General features: G+C 60.7%; 16 protein-coding genes. 12 read left to right on the forward strand and 4 right to left on the reverse strand.

Translation table 11 applies throughout. The features are described 5' to 3' along the window. Positions 1-62 precede the first annotated feature (62 nt). The 9 genes from BMOU_RS09520 to sstT all read left to right on the forward strand — a co-directional run bounded on the left by BMOU_RS09520 (position 63) and on the right by sstT (position 10438). On the forward strand, positions 63-1481 hold the full coding sequence (locus tag BMOU_RS09520) for a CHAP domain-containing protein (protein ID WP_034877018.1): 1419 nt from the start codon (positions 63-65) through the stop codon (positions 1479-1481). Between the two features lie 116 nt (positions 1482-1597). Next, a complete protein-coding gene (gene smpB, locus BMOU_RS09525; protein WP_034877020.1) occupies positions 1598-2077 on the forward strand; it encodes an SsrA-binding protein SmpB in 480 nt (159 codons plus the stop codon). 119 nt (positions 2078-2196) lie between these two features. Continuing rightward, a complete protein-coding gene (locus BMOU_RS09530) occupies positions 2197-3129 on the forward strand; it encodes an ABC transporter substrate-binding protein (protein WP_034877022.1) in 933 nt (310 codons plus the stop codon). A gap of 196 nt (positions 3130-3325) precedes the next feature. Then, positions 3326-4243: an ABC transporter substrate-binding protein gene (locus tag BMOU_RS09535; protein ID WP_034877024.1), complete on the forward strand. Its 918-nt coding sequence runs from the start codon at positions 3326-3328 to the stop codon at positions 4241-4243. A 35-nt stretch (positions 4244-4278) separates the two neighbouring features. Continuing rightward, positions 4279-5262 (forward strand): amino acid ABC transporter permease, encoded by a 984-nt coding sequence (locus tag BMOU_RS09540; protein WP_034877026.1) that lies wholly within the window; start codon positions 4279-4281, stop codon positions 5260-5262. A gap of 11 nt (positions 5263-5273) precedes the next feature. After that, a complete protein-coding gene (locus tag BMOU_RS09545) occupies positions 5274-6068 on the forward strand; it encodes an amino acid ABC transporter ATP-binding protein (protein ID WP_034877028.1) in 795 nt (264 codons plus the stop codon). Positions 6069-6327: 259 nt separating this feature from the next. Then, positions 6328-8220 carry a glutamine--fructose-6-phosphate transaminase (isomerizing) gene (gene glmS, locus BMOU_RS09550; RefSeq protein WP_034877029.1) on the forward strand — a complete coding sequence of 631 codons (1893 nt, stop codon included), beginning with the start codon at positions 6328-6330 and terminating at the stop codon, positions 8218-8220. A gap of 75 nt (positions 8221-8295) precedes the next feature. After that, complete coding sequence (locus tag BMOU_RS09555; protein WP_235143779.1) at positions 8296-9018, forward strand: pseudouridine synthase; 723 nt, start codon at positions 8296-8298, stop codon at positions 9016-9018. A 127-nt stretch (positions 9019-9145) separates the two neighbouring features. After that, entirely contained in the window at positions 9146-10438 is a 1293-nt protein-coding gene (sstT, locus tag BMOU_RS09560) for a serine/threonine transporter SstT (RefSeq protein WP_034877033.1), read from the forward strand. Between the two features lie 66 nt (positions 10439-10504). Here the strand turns inward: sstT and BMOU_RS09565 are convergent, their stop codons facing one another. Beyond that, positions 10505-11506: a LacI family DNA-binding transcriptional regulator gene (locus BMOU_RS09565; protein WP_034877036.1), complete on the reverse strand. Its 1002-nt coding sequence runs from the start codon at positions 11504-11506 to the stop codon at positions 10505-10507. Between the two features lie 186 nt (positions 11507-11692). On the opposite strand from BMOU_RS09565, the gene BMOU_RS09570 reads away from it, so the two are divergent. Then, positions 11693-13765 (forward strand): beta-galactosidase, encoded by a 2073-nt coding sequence (locus tag BMOU_RS09570; protein WP_034877037.1) that lies wholly within the window; start codon positions 11693-11695, stop codon positions 13763-13765. Between the two features lie 119 nt (positions 13766-13884). On the opposite strand, the gene BMOU_RS09575 is transcribed toward BMOU_RS09570, so the two are convergent. Continuing rightward, positions 13885-15444: an alpha-N-arabinofuranosidase gene (locus BMOU_RS09575; RefSeq protein WP_034877039.1), complete on the reverse strand. Its 1560-nt coding sequence runs from the start codon at positions 15442-15444 to the stop codon at positions 13885-13887. A 324-nt stretch (positions 15445-15768) separates the two neighbouring features. Here BMOU_RS09575 and BMOU_RS09580 point away from each other — a divergent pair, with 324 nt between their 5' ends. Continuing rightward, on the forward strand, positions 15769-17133 hold the full coding sequence (locus BMOU_RS09580) for an ABC transporter substrate-binding protein (protein WP_371851383.1): 1365 nt from the start codon (positions 15769-15771) through the stop codon (positions 17131-17133). Positions 17134-17197: 64 nt separating this feature from the next. Here the strand turns inward: BMOU_RS09580 and BMOU_RS09585 are convergent, their stop codons facing one another. Together BMOU_RS09585 and coaBC are read right to left on the reverse strand one after the other, a co-directional pair. Next, positions 17198-17968, reverse strand: a complete 771-nt coding sequence (locus BMOU_RS09585) for a type III pantothenate kinase (protein WP_034877041.1) — start codon at positions 17966-17968, stop codon at positions 17198-17200. A gap of 29 nt (positions 17969-17997) precedes the next feature. Further along, positions 17998-19275 (reverse strand): bifunctional phosphopantothenoylcysteine decarboxylase/phosphopantothenate--cysteine ligase CoaBC, encoded by a 1278-nt coding sequence (coaBC, locus tag BMOU_RS09590; RefSeq protein WP_034877043.1) that lies wholly within the window; start codon positions 19273-19275, stop codon positions 17998-18000. A 155-nt stretch (positions 19276-19430) separates the two neighbouring features. On the opposite strand from coaBC, the gene BMOU_RS09595 reads away from it, so the two are divergent. Further along, on the forward strand, positions 19431-21065 hold the full coding sequence (locus tag BMOU_RS09595; protein ID WP_034877045.1) for an ABC transporter substrate-binding protein: 1635 nt from the start codon (positions 19431-19433) through the stop codon (positions 21063-21065). Positions 21066-21074 lie beyond the last annotated feature (9 nt).

Below are 21074 nucleotides of genomic sequence, written 5' to 3' on the forward strand. Positions count from 1 at the left end.
GCTTTCTTCTGTACAATGCCGAGGGAACGACCGATATCGGAAAGGCTTCAATGTCAAGGAAAATGGTTCAACGGGCACACGCCGTCACCGGTATGCTGCTGGCCTCGGCGATGCTCTGCGCTACGGGGATGGCGGTTATGGTGGCACCTGCGCCGCAGGCCAGTGCGGTGAGCGTCTCCGAATATCAGAACAAGGTCGCGAATCATGCAAAGCTGAAGGCCCAGCTTTCCGGCGTGAGCAGCGACCTGGCCGACACCATTCTGCAACTGGCGGATCTCAACGACAATCAGATTCCAGCCGCCGTCGAGGCGGCCGAATCCGCACAGCAGGCGGCCCAGCAGGCGCAAAGCCTGGCCGATGCCACTGCGGAGCGGCTTGAGGCGGCCAAGCAGGACAAGGCGACTCTGGAAGAGCAGATTGCACAGACCGGCAGCGATTACGACGACGCCAAGGCCGCGGTGGCCCAGCTGGCGCGCCAGAGTTTTCATGGTTCCGACGTGTCCGATGTGTTGGATGTGGTGACCAATTCGACCACGACGGATGAATTCGTGAATAAGATGCAGTCCGAGGCGGCCGTGACCCGTAGTGAGACGAACGCCGCAAGCGATGCCGCGAACGATTTGAATACGTCGATGAACCGCGAGGAACGTCTGAGCGCCATCGAAGACAAGATCACCCAGCTCAAGACCCAGGCGGATGAGCAGGCCGCCAGCGCACAGCAGGCCGCCAGCGACGCCAACGCCAAGAAGGAGGCCCTGCAGCAGCTGCGCGATGAAGGTGCCGCGAAACGTGAGAAACTGGAAGCGCAGAAAAGCCAATTGACCACGCAGAGCGCGCGCGAGGCCGCGGATATCGTATCCATGAAATCGCAGATCGATTCGTGGAACGATCAGTACAGCAGCAGTAGCAGCGCCGCCGTGAATCCGGGAAACAACCAGCAGCAGACCGGCGGCAATGCGTCGTCGAACAATGCCAGCACCAATACCGGCGGCAGCCAGTCCAATACCAACAACACCAGCAACAACACTAGTTCGGGCGGTGCCAGCGGCATGGACTACTCCGTTCCCGGCAACTGCCCCTCCGGCTCCGGATTCTGCTACGGGCACAGTACCGGTAATACGGTCGGTGGTTCCGCCTATCCGGCACGTCAGTGCACACTATGGGCATATCTGCGTCGCTCCCAGCTTGGACTCCCTGTCGGATCCTATATGGGCAACGGCGCCGAGTGGGCCAATACGGCGCGCAGCCTTGGCTATCTGGTGAACAACACCCCGCATTACGGTGCGGTCATGGTGTTCTCCCGCGGCCAGAGCGTCGGAGGCCACTGGACCGCCGACTGGCAGTATGGGCACGTGGCCGTGGTGGAGCGCGTCAATGCGGATGGTTCGGTGTTGATCTCCGAAGGCGGCACCGGATTCTCCACGTTCCCCGCGTGGGAGACGATCTCCAATGCAGGGGCCTATCAGTACATCCATTACTGACATATCGGTGAATGCGCCTTGACCAAGCGTGCCGTTCGAATCGTCGGGCGGCACGCTTTCGTGATATCGTCGTTTGTTGCGTTGCATTACACCGAAAAACCGGAAAGGAGGTCCGGATGGCCAAGGAACAAGGAACGAAGCCGATCGCGCAGAACAAGAAGGCGCGTCACGATTACGCCATCGAGGACAAGTACGAGGCCGGTCTGGTGTTGACCGGCACCGAGGTGAAGTCGCTTCGTGAGGGGCGTGCATCGCTGGCCGAATCCTTCATCTCCATCGATCGCCGCGGCGAGATGTGGCTTGAGGGGGCGAATATCCCTGAATATCTGAACGGCACATGGAACAACCATGCCCCCAAGCGCAAGAGAAAGCTCCTGTTGCATGCCGCGCAGATCGCCAAGCTCGCACGGCAGTCGCAGGCCAAGGGGTACACCATCGTGCCGCTGAGCCTGTATTTCAAGGATGGGCGCGTCAAGGCGGAAATCGCACTTGCCCGGGGCAAAAAGGAGTTCGACAAGCGGCAGGCCCTGCGTGAGGAGCAGGATAAGCGTGAGGCCCTGCGCGCCATGCGCTACGCCAACAGGCAGGCTCGCTGACCATATTTCGAACATTTTGTGCGGGATTTACGCAGTTGTAGCAATGCCCTCTTATCGTGCCTGACATGACCCGGTTTGGCTGGGTCGGTTTGGTTGGGTCTTGAGAGAGAGGACTTGATATGGCACTCAAGAACATGAAGGCATGCGCGGCGATCGCACTGAGCGCCGCCATGGTGATGTCGATGGCCGCCTGCGGCACTTCCGATACGGCGGACTCCTCCGCTTCCGGCTCGTCCTCGAGCACTGCCGGATTCGATGTTTCCGGTGTGAAGAAGGACGCCGACATCGCCAAGATGCTGCCGGATTCGGTGACCAAGGACGGCAAGCTGAGCGTCGGCATGGACACCTCCTACGCACCGGCGGAATTCCTGGCCGAAGACGGCAAGACCCCGGTCGGTTTCGACGTGGACATCGCCAAGGCCCTGGCCAACGTCTTCGGTTTGGAGGCGGATCCGGAGACCTCGAACTTCGATTCGATCATTCCGTCGGTCGGCTCCAAGTACGACATCGGCATCTCCTCCTTCACCATCACGCCGGAACGTATGGAGGCCGTCGATTTCGTGAGCATGTTCAAAGCCGGCTCCACGTGGGTCGTCAAGAAGGGCAACCCGAACAAGGTGGACACCTCCAGCCTGTGCGGACTCAAGATCGCCGTGCAGATCGGCACCACCCAGGAGGATGAGGTCAACGAGGCCCAGGAGCAGTGCAAGGCCGATGGCAAGCAGGACATCCAGATCCTGTCCAACAAGCTGCAGACCGATGTGACCACCAACGTGGCCACCGGCAAGGCCGATGTGTTCTATGCGGATTCGCCGGTCGCGGGCTATGCCATCTCGCAGACCGACGGCACGCTTGAGGCCCTTGGCGAGGATGTCGGCGTGACCAAGGAGGCCGTGGCCATCAAGAAAGGCGATTCCGACACCGCCAAGGCCGTGCAGGCCGCCCTACAGAAGCTCATGGACGACGGCACGTATGCGAAGATCCTCAAGCACTGGGGCGTCGAATCCGGTGCGATAGACAAGGCCGAGATCAACCCGACCGATTTGAGCTGACGCTTCCGATCCTCCCTCGTCAGAGGGAGGAAGCGTGTGGATGTCGTGGGTGTTGTCTCCGTCTCTTCGGGGGAAGGGCTCACTCACGTAGGATTGCTGCCTTATCGTGCCTGTTTGGAATACTGAAGACCTGTTGCACACGAATGGCCGGCATTCGGTATGACGGACGAGAAGATCGAAGAAAAGGAAGCAAGACATGTCACTGAAATTCAAGTCAATGGCCGCTTTGGTATTAAGTGCCGCCATGATGCTCTCCATTGCGGCCTGCGGCACCACCGATGCCGCCGATTCCGGCAGTTCGTCGAACTCTACCGCCGGTTATGATGTGAGCTCCATCCAGAAGGATGACGAGCTGGCCAAGCTGATCACCGAAGGCGCCACCGTCAAGGACGGCGAACTGTCTTCCGGCATGGAGATCTCCTATGCGCCGGCTGAATTCTATGCCGAGGACGGCAAGACACCGGTCGGCTACGATGTGGACATGACCAAGGCCATCGCCCAGGTGCTGGGCCTGAAGCCGAAAATCGTCTCCGCCATGTTCGACACCATCATCCCGTCCATCGGAACCAAATACGATCTGGGCATCACCGCCATGACCATCACCAAGGAACGCATGGATTCCGTGGATTTCGTCAGCTACTACCGCGCCGGCTCCACCTGGGCCGTGCAGAAGGGCAACCCGAAGAAGCTCGACACCTCCGATATGTGCGGCGCGAAGATCGCCGTGCAGACCGGCACCGTGCAGGAAGACGAAGCCAACGAAATCGCCAAGGGGTGCAAGGCCGGCGACAAGGCCGAGGTGCTCTCCTATAAGCGTCAGGCCGAGGCCGCCACCGCGGTGGCCACCGGCAAGGCCGACGCCTTCTATGCGGATTCGCCGGTCGCGGGCTATGCCATCGCGCAGACCGACGGTCTTGAGGCCCTCGGTGACGTGGAGGGCGTCGCCAAGCAGGGCATCGCCATCGAAAAGGGCAACGAAAAGCTGGATGAGGCCGTGCAGAAGGCCGTGCAGAAGCTCATGGACGACGGCACGTATATGAAGATCCTCAAGCACTGGGGCGTCGAATCCGGCGCTCTCGACAAGGCCGAGATCAATCCGACCGATCTTAGCTGATTGTCGGATCGCAACAATACAAGGAAAGCAACATCATGGTGAAGCAGCAAGCCGACGGTGAAAACCTCGATATCCCCAACCGCATCAAAGCGTTGCCGGTCAAACGTACCGGCCCGGTGATTGCGGGCGTCATCGTCGCGCTCATCGTCGCGATGCTGGTGCAGGGCCTGATCACCAACCCGCGTTTCGAATGGAACGTGGTCTGGAAGTACCTGTTCAACGAGAACGTACTGGAAGGCGTCAAGTATACGTTACTGCTGACGGTCATCTCGATGGTCATCGCCATCGTTTTGGCCGTGGTCCTGGCCGTCATGCGTAAATCCATCAACCCGGTGCTTCGTGGCGTAAGCTGGTTCTACATCTGGTTCTTCCGCGGCACCCCGGTGTACACGCAGCTGGTGTTCTGGGGCCTGTTCGCCGTGCTGGTCCCGCGTATCGGCATCGGCATCCCGTTCACTTCCATCGAATTCTGGAGCATCGACTCGCAGTCCATCATCACGGCGTTCAATGCGGCATGGCTTGGTCTGGCACTCAATGAGGCCGCCTACCTGGCCGAAATCGTGCGCGCCGGTTTGGAGGCCGTCGACCCCGGCCAGACCGAAGCGGCCAAGGCGCTTGGCATGAAGCGTACGCTGATCATGCGCCGCATCGTGCTGCCGCAGGCCATGCGTATCATCATCCCGCCGACCGGCAATGAGTTCATCGGCATGCTCAAGACCACCTCATTGGTCAATGCCGTGCCGTTCACTCTGGAACTGCAGTTCGCCACCACCGCCATCGCGACCCGCCTGTACAAGCCGATTCCGCTGCTGATCGTGGCATGCATCTGGTATCTGGTGATCACCTCCATCCTGATGGTCATCCAGTCCCGCCTGGAAAAGCACTTCGGCAAGGGCTTTGACGCCCGTCCGGCGGGTGCCCGCGGCAAGCGGACTCCGCTTCCGGGCAAAACCGAAGGCGAGCCGAAGGATGATATCAACAAGCAGAACGAAGCCACGTTCGCTGGCATGAACGCATGAGGAGTGGGGCAATGACCGAAACTACAAGCAACGACGTCGTTCCTGCCGTAAAGGCCATGCAGGTGCATAAGGCTTTCGGCAACCTGCATGTGCTCAAAGGCGTTGACATGACCGTGATGCCGGGGACCGTGACCGTGATTCTGGGACCGTCCGGCTCAGGCAAATCCACCTTCCTGCGTCTGATCAACCAGCTCGAAACGCTGACCGGCGGCGAGATCGACGTCGACGGCGAGATGATCGGCTACAAATATGTCGATAAGGGCGGCAGGCGGGTGCTGCAGACCCTGAACGACAAGGAAGTGTCCGTGCAGCGCTCCAAGCTGGGCATGGTGTTCCAGCGCTTCAATCTGTTCCCGCATATGACCGCGCTCGAAAACGTCATGGAGGCGCCGGTCCGTGTCAAGCACATGGGCAGGAAGGAGGCCCGTGAGTTGGCGGTCCAGGAGCTGGAACGCGTGGGCATGGGGGAGCGTCTCGACTATTATCCGGCGCAGCTTTCCGGAGGCCAGCAGCAACGTGTGGCCATCGCCCGAGCCCTTGCCATGAAGCCGCAGATCATGCTGTTCGACGAGCCGACCTCCGCGCTTGATCCGGAGCTGGTGGGCGAAGTGCTGAACGTCATGCTGTCGTTGGCCAAAGACGGTATGACGATGGTGGTCGTGACCCACGAGATCGGTTTCGCCCGTGAAGTCGCCGATCAGATTGTATTCATGGACGGCGGCGTGGTCGTGGAGAAGGGCGGCCCCGAAATCATCGACGATCCGCACGAACCTCGCTTCAAGGACTTCCTGCAGCACGTGCTGTAGCCGGGGCGAATCCCGATTGTAACCCTCCCAAACCACCGACGCCTGCCGCCCTATCAGCGTCGGTGGTTTGGGAGGTTTTCAATCTGCCGACGGTGAATGGGTGGCAGGCGTCGGCGGATTGAGGGGCTTCGTGTTTTGCCGACGGTGAGTGTGTGGTCAGTGTCGGTGGTTTGGATTTTTGCGTTCATATGGCAAAGGTTCGTGAGAACAAGGCGGTTTGTTTCGTACTTGGCATCATCAACCGATAGGCTAGGTAGCTATGTGTGGAATCGTAGGATATGCAGGAAACGTCGAAACCGCGTGCGGCAAGCCTTTGGAAGTATGCCTTCAGGGACTGCAGCGCTTGGAATACCGCGGTTATGACTCGGCTGGTGTGGCGCTGACCGCGCCCGGCATGGGCCATGTGGAGGTGCGTAAGAAAGCCGGTCGTCTCGCCAATCTGGTGGAGGACGTCGAACGTAATCCGATGCCGCCGGCCACCGTGGGCATCGGCCACACCCGTTGGGCCACCAACGGCGTGCCGAACGACATCAATGCGCACCCGCACACCTCCCGTGACGGCAAGGTCGCCATCATCCACAACGGCATCATCGAAAACGCCTCTCAGCTACGTCTCGACCTGCAGACCGAAGGCTACCACTTCTCCTCCGAGACCGATACCGAAGTCGCGGCCAAGCTGCTTGGCAAGATCACCGACAAAATCATCGAAGAGGAGGGCCGGCCCGATCTGTTCAAGGCAGTGCGTCGTCTTGCACGCATGCTTGAAGGCGCATTTACCATTCTGGCCACCGATTGCCGTCAGCCGGATATCGTGGTCGGCGCACGCCATGACTCACCGCTTGTGGTGGGGCTCGGCGAAGGCGAGAACTTCCTCGGATCCGATGTGGCCGCATTCGTGGCCTACACCAAGCGAGCCATGGAAATCGACCAGGACCAGGCCGTCATGGTCTCCGCCGATAAGGTGGTCGTCTCCGATTTCATGGGCAACATCGTGCCCGACCCGAAGGTCTATACCGTGGACTGGGATGCTTCGGCCGCCGAAAAGGGCGGATGGGACTCCTTCATGGATAAGGAGATCCACGAGGATCCGGCCGCCGTGCAGCGCACGCTGCTGGGCCGTCTCGATCGGGAAGGCAACCTCAACCTTGATGAGGTGCGTATCGACGAACATGACTTCAAGGCCATTGACAAGATCATCGTCATCGCCTGCGGCACCGCGGCATACGCCGGTTTGGTGGCCAAGTACGCCATCGAACACTGGGTGCGCATTCCGGTCGAAGTGGAGCTCGCCCACGAATTCCGCTACCGCGACCCGATTCTGACCCCGCGCACGCTCGTGGTGGCCATCTCGCAGTCCGGTGAGACCATGGATACGCTGATGGCCCTGCGCCATGCGCGCGAACAGGGTTCCAAGGTGCTGGCCATCTGCAACACCCAGGGTGCATCCATTCCTCGCGAATCCGACGCGGTGCTCTACACGCATGCCGGACCGGAAGTGGCCGTGGCCTCCACCAAGGCATTCGTGGCGCAGATCACCGCCGCCTACGTGCTGGGCCTGTATCTGGCGCAGATCAAGGGCGCGATGTTCCGTGACGAGATCCAGCAGACACTTGATTCCCTGAAGGACATGCCGCGCAAGATCCAGTGGGTGCTCGACACGCAGACCAAGGCCGTGCACGACGCGGCCGCACGGATGGTCGACGCGAAGTCCTTCCTGTTCCTCGGCCGTCATGTCGGTTATCCGGTGGCCATGGAAGGTGCGTTGAAGCTTAAGGAGATCGCCTACACCTTCACCGAAGGCTTCGCCGCCGGCGAATTGAAGCACGGGCCGATTGCACTGGTCGATGAAGGCGAACCGGTCGTATTCATCGTGCCGCCGGCACGTGGACGCAACGTGTTGCATGCCAAGGTCATTTCCGGCATCGAGGAGGTCAAGGCGCGTGGTGCATACATCATCGCCGTGGCCGAAGAGAACGATCCGGATGTGGAGCGGTATGCCGACGTGGTGTTCTGGCGCCCGGCCTGCCCGACGCTGATGAGCCCGCTCGTGGATGTGGTGCCGCTGCAGCTGTTCGCCATGGATATGGCCAAGCTCAAGAACTACGACGTGGACAAGCCGCGCAACCTCGCCAAGTCCGTCACCGTTGAGTAGCGTATGGTTCCGGCGGAACCCGGCAGCGCCTCGCGGAAAGAGGTCGTGCTGCGTCAGGAGCGCAGACATAGATACGTGATTGCGGAACCTCATATTCCCTTCGAATATGAGGTTCTGTATGAGGATGACGGCATCATCGTCATCGACAAGCCGCATTTCCTTGCGACTACGCCGCGCGGCATGTGGTACCGCGAGACGGCGCTGATACGGTTGCGCGAACGCTACGGTGAGCCGAATATCGTCCCGGCGCACCGGCTGGACCGGTTGACGGCGGGTGTCGTCGTGTTCGTGCGCAAACCGGAATTGCGCGGTGCCTATCAGATGCTGTTCCAGGAACGCAAGACCGTCAAAACCTACGAGTGTCTGGCACCACTCGCACCGATCATGCGGCCGCGGTACGGTACCGTCATGAGAATCGACCGTAATCGGCCGTTTCCGCTGGTACGCAGATCGCACATCGCGAAGGACCGGGGCAGGCTGCAGGCATATGAAATACCGGCGACGGTCAACGCGGAAAGCCTGGTCGAACGTGGCGACGATCCGCGTATCATCGGCGGCAAGACGGTGATCAGATATATCCTGCATCCGAGAACCGGTAAAACGCATCAGCTACGCGTGCACATGAACTCGCTGGGATTGCCGATTCTCGGTGATGATTTCTATCCGGAGATCATCCAGCGACCATATGATGACTTTTCGCGGCCGCTGGAACTGGTGGCGCGAAAACTTGAATTCGACGATCCAATAACGGGGGAGCGACGCATGTTCGTGTCCAAGGTGCCGCTCGGCAATGCATGACGGGCATGATGAGCCATATGCCTTCCGTTGTGGACGTCACCCTTTCCCGACATAAATGTGCGATAGGATGATTCTCTGCTTGATGGTCGGGTGGACAAGCCACCCGATAAAAACGAGAGAGAAGATTATGAAGCATATTTCGGGAGCGGTCAGGGCCGCCATCGACAAATACAATGGCACGGAGCTGATCATCCGCATCATTGTCGGCCTGATCGCCGGCACCGTCCTTGCCCTGATCATGCCGCACATGGCATGGATCGGCGAATTCGGTACCCTGTTCGTCAGTGCGCTGAAGGCTATTGCGCCGATTCTGGTGTTCGTGCTCGTGGCCAGTGCGCTCGCCCAGGGCGCGTCCAGGCTGGACCGCCGCTTTGGTACGGTGATTTTCCTGTACCTGTTCACCACCTTCCTATCCGCGGTCATAGCCGTGCTTACCTCCCGCGTCTTCCCGCAGACCCTGTCGCTGGGCAAGGCGGCCAAGGCCGATGTGGTGCCGCAGGGACTTTCCGAAGTGGTGCAGACGCTGCTGACCAACATCGTGTCCAATCCGATTCAGGCCATGATCGACGGCAACTACATCTGCATCCTCATGTGGGCCTGCCTGTTCGGCCTGACCATGAAGGCCGTCGCCACCGAAAGCTCCAAGGCGTTCATGGCCAATGTGGCCGACGGCGTGTCCCAGGTGATTCGTTGGGTCATTAATCTCGCCCCGTTTGGCATCATGGGCCTTGTGTTCACCAATGTGGCCGATAACGGTCTTGCGGCCTTCACCAAATACGGTTCGCTGCTCCTCCTGCTCGTCGGCACCATGCTGCTTATGGTGCTTGTATTCGGACCGCTGGTCATCTTCCTCTACATACGCCGCAATCCGTATCCGCTGGTCTACCGCTGCTTCAAGGAATCCGGCGTGACCGCATTCTTCACCCGTTCATCCGCCGCCAACATTCCGGTCAACATGCAGCTGTGCGAAAAGCTTGGCCTTGACAAGGACATGTATTCCGTATCCATTCCGCTGGGCGCCACCATCAATATGAACGGTGCCGCCGTGACCATCACCGTCATGGCCATGGCCGCCGCGAATACGCTCGGCATCCAGATCTCCCTGCCGGCCGCCATCCTGCTGTCCGTGGTCTCCGCGCTTGGCGCATGCGGCGCCTCCGGCGTGGCCGGCGGTTCGCTGCTGCTCATTCCGATGGCATGTTCGCTGTTCGGCATCAACAACGACATCGCCATGCAGGTGGTGGGCGTCGGTTTCATCATCGGCATCATCCAGGATTCCGTGGAAACCTGCCTGAATTCCGCCTCCGACGTGGAATTCGCGGCCACCGCCGAATACCACTCCTGGCTCAGGCAGGGTCGTAGGCTGCCGGCCTTCATGTATTCCAAGAAGGAACGTCTGCAGCTCGGTATCGAAGCCTGACCGATATGGCGCATATGGCGCCGACCTTCCGCCCGTCGGTCGGTCATGTTGCATTTTGGTCTCGTGTCAGCTGACTGAGGCGCGTTCTATGAGGGTGGTTTCGATGGTTCGCCTGGTATTGGCGGGCACGAAGCCGCCCTCGCATTGTCTGATGATCATGTCGAAGGCCTGGCGTCCGATTTCGGCGAACGGCATGCGCATGGTGGTCAATCCCAACCTTGGAACCATGCCGACAAGCGAATCGTCCACGCCCATCACGCTCACATCTTCCGGGACTCGCCTACCTGCGGCACGCAGTCCAAGGATCGCGCCGTAGGCCATCTGATCGTTTGCGGCGTAAACGGCCGTGCAGTCGGGCTCATTCGCCAGCGCGAGGCCTGCCTGATAGCCGCTGTCAGCGTTCCAATCGCCCCTGTACAGCGGTGGAACGGCGATTCCCGACCTCCGTAATGTGTCCTGCCAGCCCTGCTGGCGGATGTGTGCCGCACGGGAGATGACCGGCCCGGCAATGTGGTAGACCGTGCGATGACCGCGCTCGAGCAGATATTCGACCGCGGTCTTGGCGCAACCGTAGTTGTCGGCGTCGACGGTGGGGCAGTGGGCGGCGGGCTCCTCTGCGATGATCGCCACCGGCAGCTCCTTGTCCGGCTCGTAGGTGTTGAAATCGTCGATGTATTCCTGCAATACGATGATCACCCCATCGACGGGTAGTTGCCGCATCCGTTCGACGGCCGACTGCAACGTATGGCCGTTGCCTTTGACGATGTGCTGCACGGTCACCGCATATCCTTGTAATTGGGCGGCCTCGGCGATGGCGTTGAGGATTCGCGAGTTGCCATAGGAGGTCATGTCGAACAGCACGACGCCGATGTTTTGGAAACGGCCGTGTTTGAGGGCGCGTGCGGCGGCATTCGGCCTGTAACCAAGTTTCGCCATGGCCTCTTCGACGCGTTGGCGCGTTTCCTTTTTGACGGCCTTGCCGCCATTGGCCACGCGGGATACGGTCTGTGCGGATACGCCGGCTTCCGCGGCGACGTCCTGCATGGATACGGATTGCGGTCGTTCCATTATTGCGTCCCCATTGTTGTCCGGATATGTTTTCGTAATCATTATAGGGGATTGCAGCGCACATAAGCCACGCCATGATTTGCTGGCGTTTCTCTCGATGTTAGAATGATAGCGCAAACATTTTGGTTGTCGACGTTGTGTCGAGCGGCGTGGACTGCCTTGCATATCGTTACGAAGGAGTGATTCATGGCTCAACGCAGAGCGCATCGTTGGCCGGAGCCGTTGGCGGGCCGGCCGGAACGTATCTGGTACGGGGGTGACTACAATCCGGACCAGTGGCCCGAAGACGTGTGGGACGAGGACGTCCGTCTGATGGTCAAGGCGGGCGTGAACCTGGTGTCCGTGGGCATCTTTTCGTGGGCTAGGATCGAGCCGCGCGAGGGCGTGTTCGATTTCGGCTGGCTCGACCGCATCATCGACAAGCTCGGCAAAGCGGGCATCGCGGTCGACCTGGCGTCCGCGACCGCCTCGCCGCCGATGTGGCTTACCCAGGCGCATCCCGAAGTCCTGTGGAAGGACGAGCGGGGCGATGTATGCCAGCCCGGCGCCCGCCAGCACTGGCGCCCCACCAGCCCGGTGTCCCGTGAATACGCGTTGAAACTGTGTCGTGCCATGGCCGAGCATTACAAGGGCAATCCGTATGTGGTGGCCTGGCATGTGGGCAACGAGTACGGCTGCCACAACCGGTTCGACTATTCCGAGGACGCCGAACGCGCGTTCCGGAAATGGTGTGAGGAACGTTACGGCACGATCGAGAAGGTGAACGACGCGTGGGGCACCGCGTTCTGGGCGCAGCGTATGAATGATTTCTCCGAGATCATCCCGCCGCGTTTCATCGGCGATGGCAACTTCATGAACCCGGGCAAGCTGCTGGACTTCAAACGGTTCAGCTCCGACGCGCTCAAGGCGTTCTACGTCGCGGAACGCGACGCGCTGGCCGAGATCACGCCCGGCAGGCCGCTGACCACGAACTTCATGGTCTCCGCGTTCGGCACGGGTCTGGACTATGACGATTGGGGGCGCGAGGTCGACTTCGTGTCCAACGACCACTACTTCACGCCGGGCGAAGCCCACCTGGACGAGCTCGCATTCTCCGCGTCCCTGGTGGACGGGATCTCTCGCAAGGACCCGTGGTTCCTGATGGAGCATTCCACATCGGCGGTCAACTGGCGTCCAATCAACTACCGCAAGGAGCCCGGCCAGTTGGTGCGGGACTCCCTGGCGCATGTGGCGATGGGTGCGGACGCGGTGTGCTATTTCCAGTGGCGGCAGTCTAAGGCGGGGGCGGAGAAATACCATTCTGCGATGCTGCCCCATGCCGGCGAGGACTCGCAGGTGTTCCGCGACGTGTGCGAGCTGGGACGTGATCTGAACGCGCTCGCGGACGGCGGGCTGCTCGGCACGAGGCTGGCGAAGTCCCGTGTGGCCGTGGTGTATGACTACGAGTCCGAGTGGGCCAGTGAGCATACCGCCACGCCGAGCCAGAGGGTCCATCATGTCGACGAGCCCTTGGAATGGTTCCGCGCGCTGGCGGACAACGGCGTGACCGCGGACATCGTGCCGGTGCGTTCGAACTGGGACGAGTACGAGATGGCCGTGCTGCCCAGCGTGTACATCCTCTCGGCGGAGACCGTTCGCCGCGTACGCGACTACGTGGCGAACGGCGGCAGGCTGATCGCCACCTACTACACGGGCCTGTCCGATGAGAGGGATCATGTCTGGCTCGGCGGCTATCCGGGGGCGATCCGCGACGTGGTCGGCGTGAGGATCGAGGAATTCGCGCCATTGGGCGACGATTGGCCGGGAGCTCCCGACCGACTTGATCTCGACAACGGCGCGACGGCGCATGATTTCGCCGACGTCATCACATCCGTGGGCAAGGACGCCACCGTGCTCGCCTCGTTCAGGGATGATCCGTGGACGGGTATGGACGGACGTCCCGCGATTGTCGGCAATGCGTACGGCGAGGGCCGTACGGTGTATGTCGGGGCCCGTCTGGGCCGTGACGGCATCGCCAGGAGCCTGCCCATGATGTTCTCCTCGCTGGGCGTGGAGGTTCCCGAGACGAGCGATCCGGGACTGTTGCGCGTCGAACGCGTCGACGAGGAGACCGGGGCGCGCTTCGTGTTCCTGTTCAACCGCACGCATGCCGTGGTGGAGGCCGTGCAGGACGGCATGCCGGTCGTCGCGTCCCTTGCCGACGCCGACGACGGCAAGGTGACGGTGCGGCCCAACGGCGTAATCGTGCTTAGGAAATAATCGCAGGCCAATCACACATAGCCGTCGGTAGATTGAGCAATCACCCAAGCCGCCGACGGCTGCATGCGTCTGGGCGTCGGCGGTTTGGGTGGTTCTTGGACTGCCGATGCTCGGAAGGCCTATGCGTGGAATTCCACGGCGGCCCAGCTGATTGCCGGTAGAGTGGATGAAATGGTACCGTCCGCGACGGTAACGGTCAGGCTCCGCGGCACGACGGCTGTCGGGTCGTCGGCGGTATTGCATCTATGCGGGTCGTCGTCATGCAGCATGATCGCCTTGTCCACACCGCAGGCGGCGGCGTCGAAACCGGGCAGACCGGCCAATGAGATGACGACGTCGTGCGCGTCGACAGCATCGCGGTTCACCATCAGCAGCAGGCCGGTGCGGGAATCGTCATCCCAGGTGATCACCGAATCAAGGGCACTGGTCGGACCGAACGATTCCGTCCCGACTTCCGGAGAGTCGATGGTTGGGCTATAGGCGGTGCCGCGGGCATGGCGCGCCGCCTCGGCGAACGGATAGAACACGGTCTGACGCCACGCCGGTCCATTCTCCTCGGCCATGATCGGCGCAATCACATTGACCAGCTGTGCACGTGAGGCGGAGCGCACGCGATCGCAATGCTTGAGCAGCATGATCATCAACGATCCCTCAACCACCGCATCGGCCGCATTGTAGATGTCTTCCAGCAGATGCGGTGCCTTTGGCCACGGCTCATGATGAAGGTCCTTGCCGGACTGCGCCTTCCACTCGGCCTCCTGCCGGTTCCATACGTCGGAATACCAGGCGCCCCACTCGTCGAACGACAATGCGATATCATGATCGCCATGGTGCGCGGCCTTGGCCTCGTCGGCACATTCGGCGACCGTGGCGATGAATCGCTGCATGTCCTGCGCGCTGGCCAGGTAATCCTGCAGTGACTTCGCGCCACGCTCGTAGTAGTAGGCGTGGCAGGAGACGAAGTCGAGGTTGTCGTATGCCTTGGTGAGCACATTGCGTTCCCATGAGCCGAAGGTCGGCATATGTGCGTTGGAGGAGCCGCAGGCCACCAGCTCCAAGCCTGATTCCGCCAGCTTCATGGCATGTGCGACGCGGTCCACGGCGGCCGCATACTCGTCGGGGCTCATATGCCCGACCTGCCAGGGGCCATCCATCTCGTTGCCGATGCACCACATCTTGATGTCCATTGGCTCGGCGATGCCATTGCCTACACGGCGGTCGGCCAATTCGGTGCCAGGTGCGCCGTTGACGTACTCCAGTTCCTCGAGTGCGGCCTTCAATCCACGGGTGCCCATATTGACGGCCAGCATGATTTCGGTGCCGACCTTTCTGCTCCAACGGTAGAAATCATCGATGCCCACTTCGTTGGTTTCAGTGCTATGCCAGGCGAGATCACGCCGTACCGGGCGTAGTTCGCGCGGGCCGGTGCCGTCCTCCCAGTTGTAGGCGGAGACGAAATTGCCGCCGGGATAGCGCACGCAGGTCACGCCCAGTTCCCTGACCAGGTCGATGACGTCCTGCCTGAAGCCGTTCTCATCGGCGGTGGGGTGGCCGGGCTCGTAGATGCCGCCGTATACGCAGCGGCCGAGATGCTCCACGAAGGAGCCGAAGATGCGTGGGGGAATATCGGCGACGGCGTCGTCTGCCTGTACTGTGATTCTTCCGGTTGTAGGGGTCATGGGATCTCAGGTCCTTTCCTGTGCGTATCTCAGGAGTCCGTCGCGTCATCCTTGCTACCTCGCATACGCGACGCGACCCATCAGAATTATATCATGTTAGCGTGAACAATGCTGAGATTGCAGCATTTTAAGGGAAGAAACGTGCTCGCGGAAAGAGGCCATATCTTCAGCAAATCTCTACCGCAACGCGACCGTGCATCCATCATCCTGACGTACACTCGAAAACGTATTGCGCATGAGGGCATCACAACACACGGGATGAAGGGAGCGGGCGTGAGGCTGAAGTTGGTGAAACGACTGGTCGCCGTCTGCTGCGCCGGCATTATGGCGGCGAGCGCCGCGGCCTGCGGAGCCAGCCAGGATACCCGTACCGAAATCACCGTATGGTCGTGGGAACCCAGCATGAAGTCGGTGATTGCCGGTTTCGAAAAGGAGAATCCCGACATTCATGTGATCTGGAAGAACACCAGCGGCTACGACAAGCTCAACAATGCCATTCAGGACGGCTATGGCACCCCTGATGTGGTGCAGCTCGAATATTATGCGTTGCGGCAGTATGCGGTAAGCGGTCAGTTGGTCGATATCACCGACAGGGCCGACAGCTACCAGGATTTCTTCACGCCTGGCACGTGGTCGTCGGTGCAGCTCAACGATCGCATCTACGGCCTGCCGATGGATTCCGGCCCGATGGCGTTCTTCTATAACGAGGATGTATTCGAGCAGGCCGGGGTGGACGCCTCCGGGATTCGCACGTGGGATGACTACTATGAGGCGGCTAAGAAACTCAAGGCGATAGGCGTATACATCACGGCGGATTCCGGCGACGCCAGCTTCTACGATGCGATGATCTGGCTGGCCGGTGGCCGTCCGTTCTCCGCCTCCAACGACGGCAAGAACGTGAGCATCAATCTGACCGATGATTCGGGTACCAGAAAGTTCACCGAATTCTGGCAGAAGATGATTGACGAAGGGTTGGTCAACACCAGTCTGAGCACATGGTCCGACGGATGGAAGGAAGCCGTGGGCAACGGCACCATCGCGTCCCTGTTCTCCGGTGCGTGGATGCCGTCGCTGCTGATGTCGGACCTGCCCGGCGCCGCGGGCCTATGGCGTGTGGCCCAGATGCCGACGCCGGACGGCAAGGCCACCACGTCGGAAAATGGCGGGTCGGCGCTTGCCGTGCTGCAGCGCTCACGCAAGCCCGAAGCCTCATACCGGTTCATTGAATACGCATGCCATGAGGCCGATGGCATCAAGGCGCGTGTGGACGGCGGCGCATTCCCCGCCGACAATGACACTCTGTCCGATGCGGAATTCCTCGGCAAGACCACGGTGACCGATGATCGGGGCATCGAAGTGCCGTATTTTGGTGGGCAGGAATACAATCGGGTGCTTTCACAGGCTGCGGAGAACGTGTCGACGGGCTATCAGTATCTGCCATTCGAGGTGTATGCGCGAAGCGACTTCCGTTCCACCGTGGGCAAGGCCTACAAGTGGGCCACCTTGTTGCGCCGCGAGCAGGACAGACTGAACATCATCGCCGCCGGGGGCGAGACCGACGCCTCCGACATCGGCGACGCCTTGAAGAACACCGATTCCTCCGACCGTCTCAAGCTCAAGGGCGGCATTGCGCTCTGGCAGAGAGATCTGAAGGAGTATGGCGCCAACCAAGGTTTCACCATCCAGTAGATAAAGCGTACGGGCGCGCATGCAGGGCGGCGGGGCCGTACCCTGCCGCAGGGAGGCCGTATGCCTATCGCACGTTGCGTTCGTAGATGTGCAGCATGCCTTTGAAGATGAGTTCCGGATCGTAGATGTCGATCATGTCGGTGTCGTCGGCGAACACACGGCTCAACCCGCCCGTCGCCACTACGCGGAAGTCCTCGTCGATCTCACGGTGGAACTGCACGATGGTGCGTTCTATACCGCCCAGGAAGTTGTAGTACAGGCCCGCCTGCATGGCGGGTTTCGTGCTGGTGGCGAGAATCGACTTAGGGCGCGTGATCTCCACCTCGGGCAGCTGTGCGGTCGCGTCCCACAACGCCGCCGCACCGGTGCGGATGCCTGTGGTGATGAGTCCGCAGATCACCGAGGCGTCGGCGGTCACGTAGTTGAACGTGGTGGCCGTGCCGAAATCCGCCACCAGGATCGGTCCGCCGTACTCGTAATACGCGCCCGCGCAGTCGGCGATGCAGTCGGAGCCCATGCTTTTCGGATTGTCTATGCGAATGTTGATGCCGGTCTTGACTCCCGGACCCACGATCATCGGATCGATGTCAAGGAACTTCACGATGCTCGCGCGGAATGAATGCATGACCTTCGGCACCACGGAGGAGATGATCACGTCATCCACGTCTCCCGGTGCGAAACCGCTCAGCTTGAGGAACTGCGTGATCATCAGCCCATACTCGTCGGAGGTGTGGTTCGCCTTCGTGGTGATGCGGTACGTGCCCGCGATCCTGCCATCGTCGATGAATCCGAGCACGACGTTGGTGTTGCCGATGTCCACCGCAATCAAAAGCATGCCAATCTCCTTTACGATCCCTGGAAACCCTATTCACCCGCGATGCCGGCATGCAGCCCGGCGAGTTCCGTGAGCACACGCTCGGCCAGCTCCCGCTTGCTCATCTTCCTCCAATGCTCGACATGCGGCTGCTCCGCGTTCGCTCCTGGCCTAAGCACGGTCACCACATTCGTATCGGTCGCGAAACCGGCCCCTGGCGTGCGCAGATCGTTCGCGATCAGCATGTCGCAATGTTTGGAGGTGAGCTTTTTCGCCGCGTTCTTTTCAAGATCCTGCGTTTCCATGGCGAAACCGCACAGCGTCTGCCCCTCCCGCCTGTTGGCTCCCGCCCAGGCGAGAATGTCGGGATTCGAAACAAGCTCAAGCGTGATGCGCTCGCGTCCGTTCTTCTTGATTTTCTCGGCGGCCTGCTCGGCCGGGCGGAAATCGCCGACGGCGGCCGCCATGATGGTGATGTCGGAAGCCTCGAACGCACCTTGCACGGCCTGGAACATCTCCTGGGCGCTCCGTACGTTGACGACGTCGACGCCATGCGGTGCCTGGAGCGAAACGGGTCCGGACACCAACGTCACCTTCGCGCCCATGTTCCGTGCCTGTTCGGCGATGGCATACCCCATCTTGCCCGTCGAATGATTCGTCAGATAGCGTACCGGGTCGAGCGGCTCCTGCGTAGGCCCGGCGGTGACCAGCACGTTGCGCCCCCGCAACGGCAATCGACTGTCCGGAAGATCGCCACGCAGCAGTTCCGCCACGGCAGTCTCGATGCCGGCCGGCTCCTCCATGCGCCCCTTGCCGATATCGCGGCAGGCGAGCATGCCGGATTCCGGCTCCACGATCGTCCAGCCAAGTTCCCTGCATGTCTGGAGGTTGCGTTGCGTCACGGCGTTGGCATACATATGCACGTTCATGGCGGGGCACAGCACCTTCGGGCCTTCGTCATAGGCGAGGATCGTGCTCGTCAGCTGGTCGTCGGCGATGCCGCATGCGATTTTCGCGATCGAATCGGCGCTCGCCGGCGCGACTACCAGAATGTCGGCCCATTTCGCGTCATCCACATGATTGATCTGCGTGGGATGCATGGCCATTGCGGAAACGTCGCCGTCGATACGCTGAGCGGTGAACATCGCCGTGCGTGTCGGCGTATGCGTCAATGACGTGAACGTCAGGGGAGCGACGAATTCCTGCGCGGCCGCGGTCATCACCACACGCACCTCATGCCCCTGCTTGCTCCAGTCGGAGGCGAGATGGCAAGCCTTGAAGGCGGCGATGCTGCCGGTGACCCCAAGAAGAATATGCGCAGTGGTCATGGCCTCACAGGTCCTTCCATATAGCAAGCCGACAACGAGGTCAAGTATATATCGAAGCGGGATGCGGCAGCGGGCATGCCGAACGGTAGAATCGGACGTTGGTAACCGACCCGTATGGGCGGCCAACCGCAGATCACCATCACGTAGGAGCAAACATGTCGCAATCTTCAGGTGCGCACGACGAAACCGGCGCAACCGAGTCGAAGACCAGCGCGGCGAGCACCGACGCAACGCTTAATGCTCGCGTCAAATCGCCGAAACGCAACGGATCCAACAAATGGATCCATATCATCATCGCGGCCGTCGCCGTGGTCGCCGTCATCATCGGCGTCACGGTAGCGCGCAACAGCGGCGACACCGACGGATCCGCCGGCACGGCGAATACCGCCGATACCGTGACCATCGGGCTCAAACTCGCCCCCGTCAGCCTTGACATCCGCCACCAATCCGGTTCCGCCATCGAGCAGGTGCTCATCGGCAACGTCTACGAGGCGCTGCTGTCACGCGATTCCGACAACAAGGTGCAGCCGGGTCTCGCCACAAGCTGGGACATCTCCAAAGACGGCAAGACCTACACCTTCCATCTCAACAGGAACATGAACTTCTCCAACGGCGACAGACTCGACGCCGAAGACGTGGCATGGTCCATCAACCAGCTCAAGGAACGGCAGTACTACAACGCCAATCAGGTGGCGAGCCTCGAGAAGGCCGAAGTCGTCGACGCCAACACCGTGAAGCTCACGCTTTCGAGCCCCGACTCCAACCTGCTGTGGTACCTGACCGGCCGCCCGGGTCTCGTATTCGACAAGCAGGCCAAGTACGATGCGAAAACCGAAGCCATCGGCTCCGGACCGTATACGGTCGAATCCTTCGACTCCAGCAGCAGGATGGTGCTCAAGGCCAATCCGAAATACTGGGGCACTTCGCACAAGGCCGTTACGCAGAACGTGATTCTACGTTTCCTGACCGATGACAACGCGGCCGTCAACGCCCTGAAAAGCGGTGACGTGGACGTGCTTTCCCCGGTCAACGCCACGCTTGCGAAATCGCTGGATTCCAAAACCTACAAGGTCTCCGCGGCCGACGGCAGCGACAAATACGTGCTTGCCTTCAACTGCGCCAACGCCAAGCTTTCCGACAAGCGCATACGGCAGGCCATCCGCTACGCCATCAACCACAAGGAGATCATCGCCTCCAGGGGGAACGTCGACTATGCGCTCGGCGGGCCGATCCCATCCGTCGATCCCGGCTATGAAGACCTGACCGACCTGTATCCGTACGATCTCGACAAGGCGAAGTCCCTTATGGCCGAAGCCGGCTATTCCACCGACAAGCCGCTGAAGCTCACCCTCACCTACGCCAACACGTACGGCACCGAACTCGGCGACCAGCTACGCAGCCAGCTTGCCGAAATCGGCGTCGACCTGACCATTGACTACGTGGAATTCTCCACATGGCTGCAGGACGTGCACGCCAACGGCGACTACGAATTGTCGCTGGTGGATCATGCCGAAAGCCACGATTTCTACAAGTGGACCACGCCGGGCTACTACTACCATTACGACAACAAGGAGGTGCAGTCGCTGTATGCCAAGGCGCTGGCCGCGACCGACGATGCCTCCAGCAACGACTACCTCAAGCAGGCGGCGAAGATCGTCAGCGAGGATTCGCCGGCGGACTGGCTGTTTGGATACCGCGTGACCGTGGCATACAACAGGAATATTTCCGGATTCCCGGAGAAGCTCAGCCAGACGGTGCTGCCGTTGTGGGCGATTTCCAAGGCGCAGTAGCGTGATATG

The organism is Bifidobacterium moukalabense DSM 27321 (assembly GCF_000522505.1).
Classification (GTDB): Bacteria; Actinomycetota; Actinomycetes; order Actinomycetales; family Bifidobacteriaceae; genus Bifidobacterium; species Bifidobacterium moukalabense.

Coding starts and splice junctions, on each gene's coding strand:
- BMOU_RS09570 (WP_034877037.1), top strand. CDS start 11,693: ATGGCTCAACGCAGAGCGCATCGTTGGCCGGAGCCGTTGGCGGGCCGG.
- BMOU_RS09545 (WP_034877028.1), top strand. CDS start 5,274: ATGACCGAAACTACAAGCAACGACGTCGTTCCTGCCGTAAAGGCCATG.
- BMOU_RS09540 (WP_034877026.1), top strand. CDS start 4,279: ATGGTGAAGCAGCAAGCCGACGGTGAAAACCTCGATATCCCCAACCGC.
- coaBC (WP_034877043.1), bottom strand. CDS start 19,275: ATGACCACTGCGCATATTCTTCTTGGGGTCACCGGCAGCATCGCCGCC.
- BMOU_RS09575 (WP_034877039.1), bottom strand. CDS start 15,444: ATGACCCCTACAACCGGAAGAATCACAGTACAGGCAGACGACGCCGTC.
- BMOU_RS09530 (WP_034877022.1), top strand. CDS start 2,197: ATGGCACTCAAGAACATGAAGGCATGCGCGGCGATCGCACTGAGCGCC.
- BMOU_RS09580 (WP_371851383.1), top strand. CDS start 15,769: ATGGCGGCGAGCGCCGCGGCCTGCGGAGCCAGCCAGGATACCCGTACC.
- glmS (WP_034877029.1), top strand. CDS start 6,328: ATGTGTGGAATCGTAGGATATGCAGGAAACGTCGAAACCGCGTGCGGC.
- BMOU_RS09565 (WP_034877036.1), bottom strand. CDS start 11,506: ATGGAACGACCGCAATCCGTATCCATGCAGGACGTCGCCGCGGAAGCC.
- BMOU_RS09520 (WP_034877018.1), top strand. CDS start 63: ATGGTTCAACGGGCACACGCCGTCACCGGTATGCTGCTGGCCTCGGCG.
- BMOU_RS09595 (WP_034877045.1), top strand. CDS start 19,431: ATGTCGCAATCTTCAGGTGCGCACGACGAAACCGGCGCAACCGAGTCG.
- smpB (WP_034877020.1), top strand. CDS start 1,598: ATGGCCAAGGAACAAGGAACGAAGCCGATCGCGCAGAACAAGAAGGCG.
- BMOU_RS09535 (WP_034877024.1), top strand. CDS start 3,326: ATGTCACTGAAATTCAAGTCAATGGCCGCTTTGGTATTAAGTGCCGCC.
- BMOU_RS09585 (WP_034877041.1), bottom strand. CDS start 17,968: ATGCTTTTGATTGCGGTGGACATCGGCAACACCAACGTCGTGCTCGGA.
- sstT (WP_034877033.1), top strand. CDS start 9,146: ATGAAGCATATTTCGGGAGCGGTCAGGGCCGCCATCGACAAATACAAT.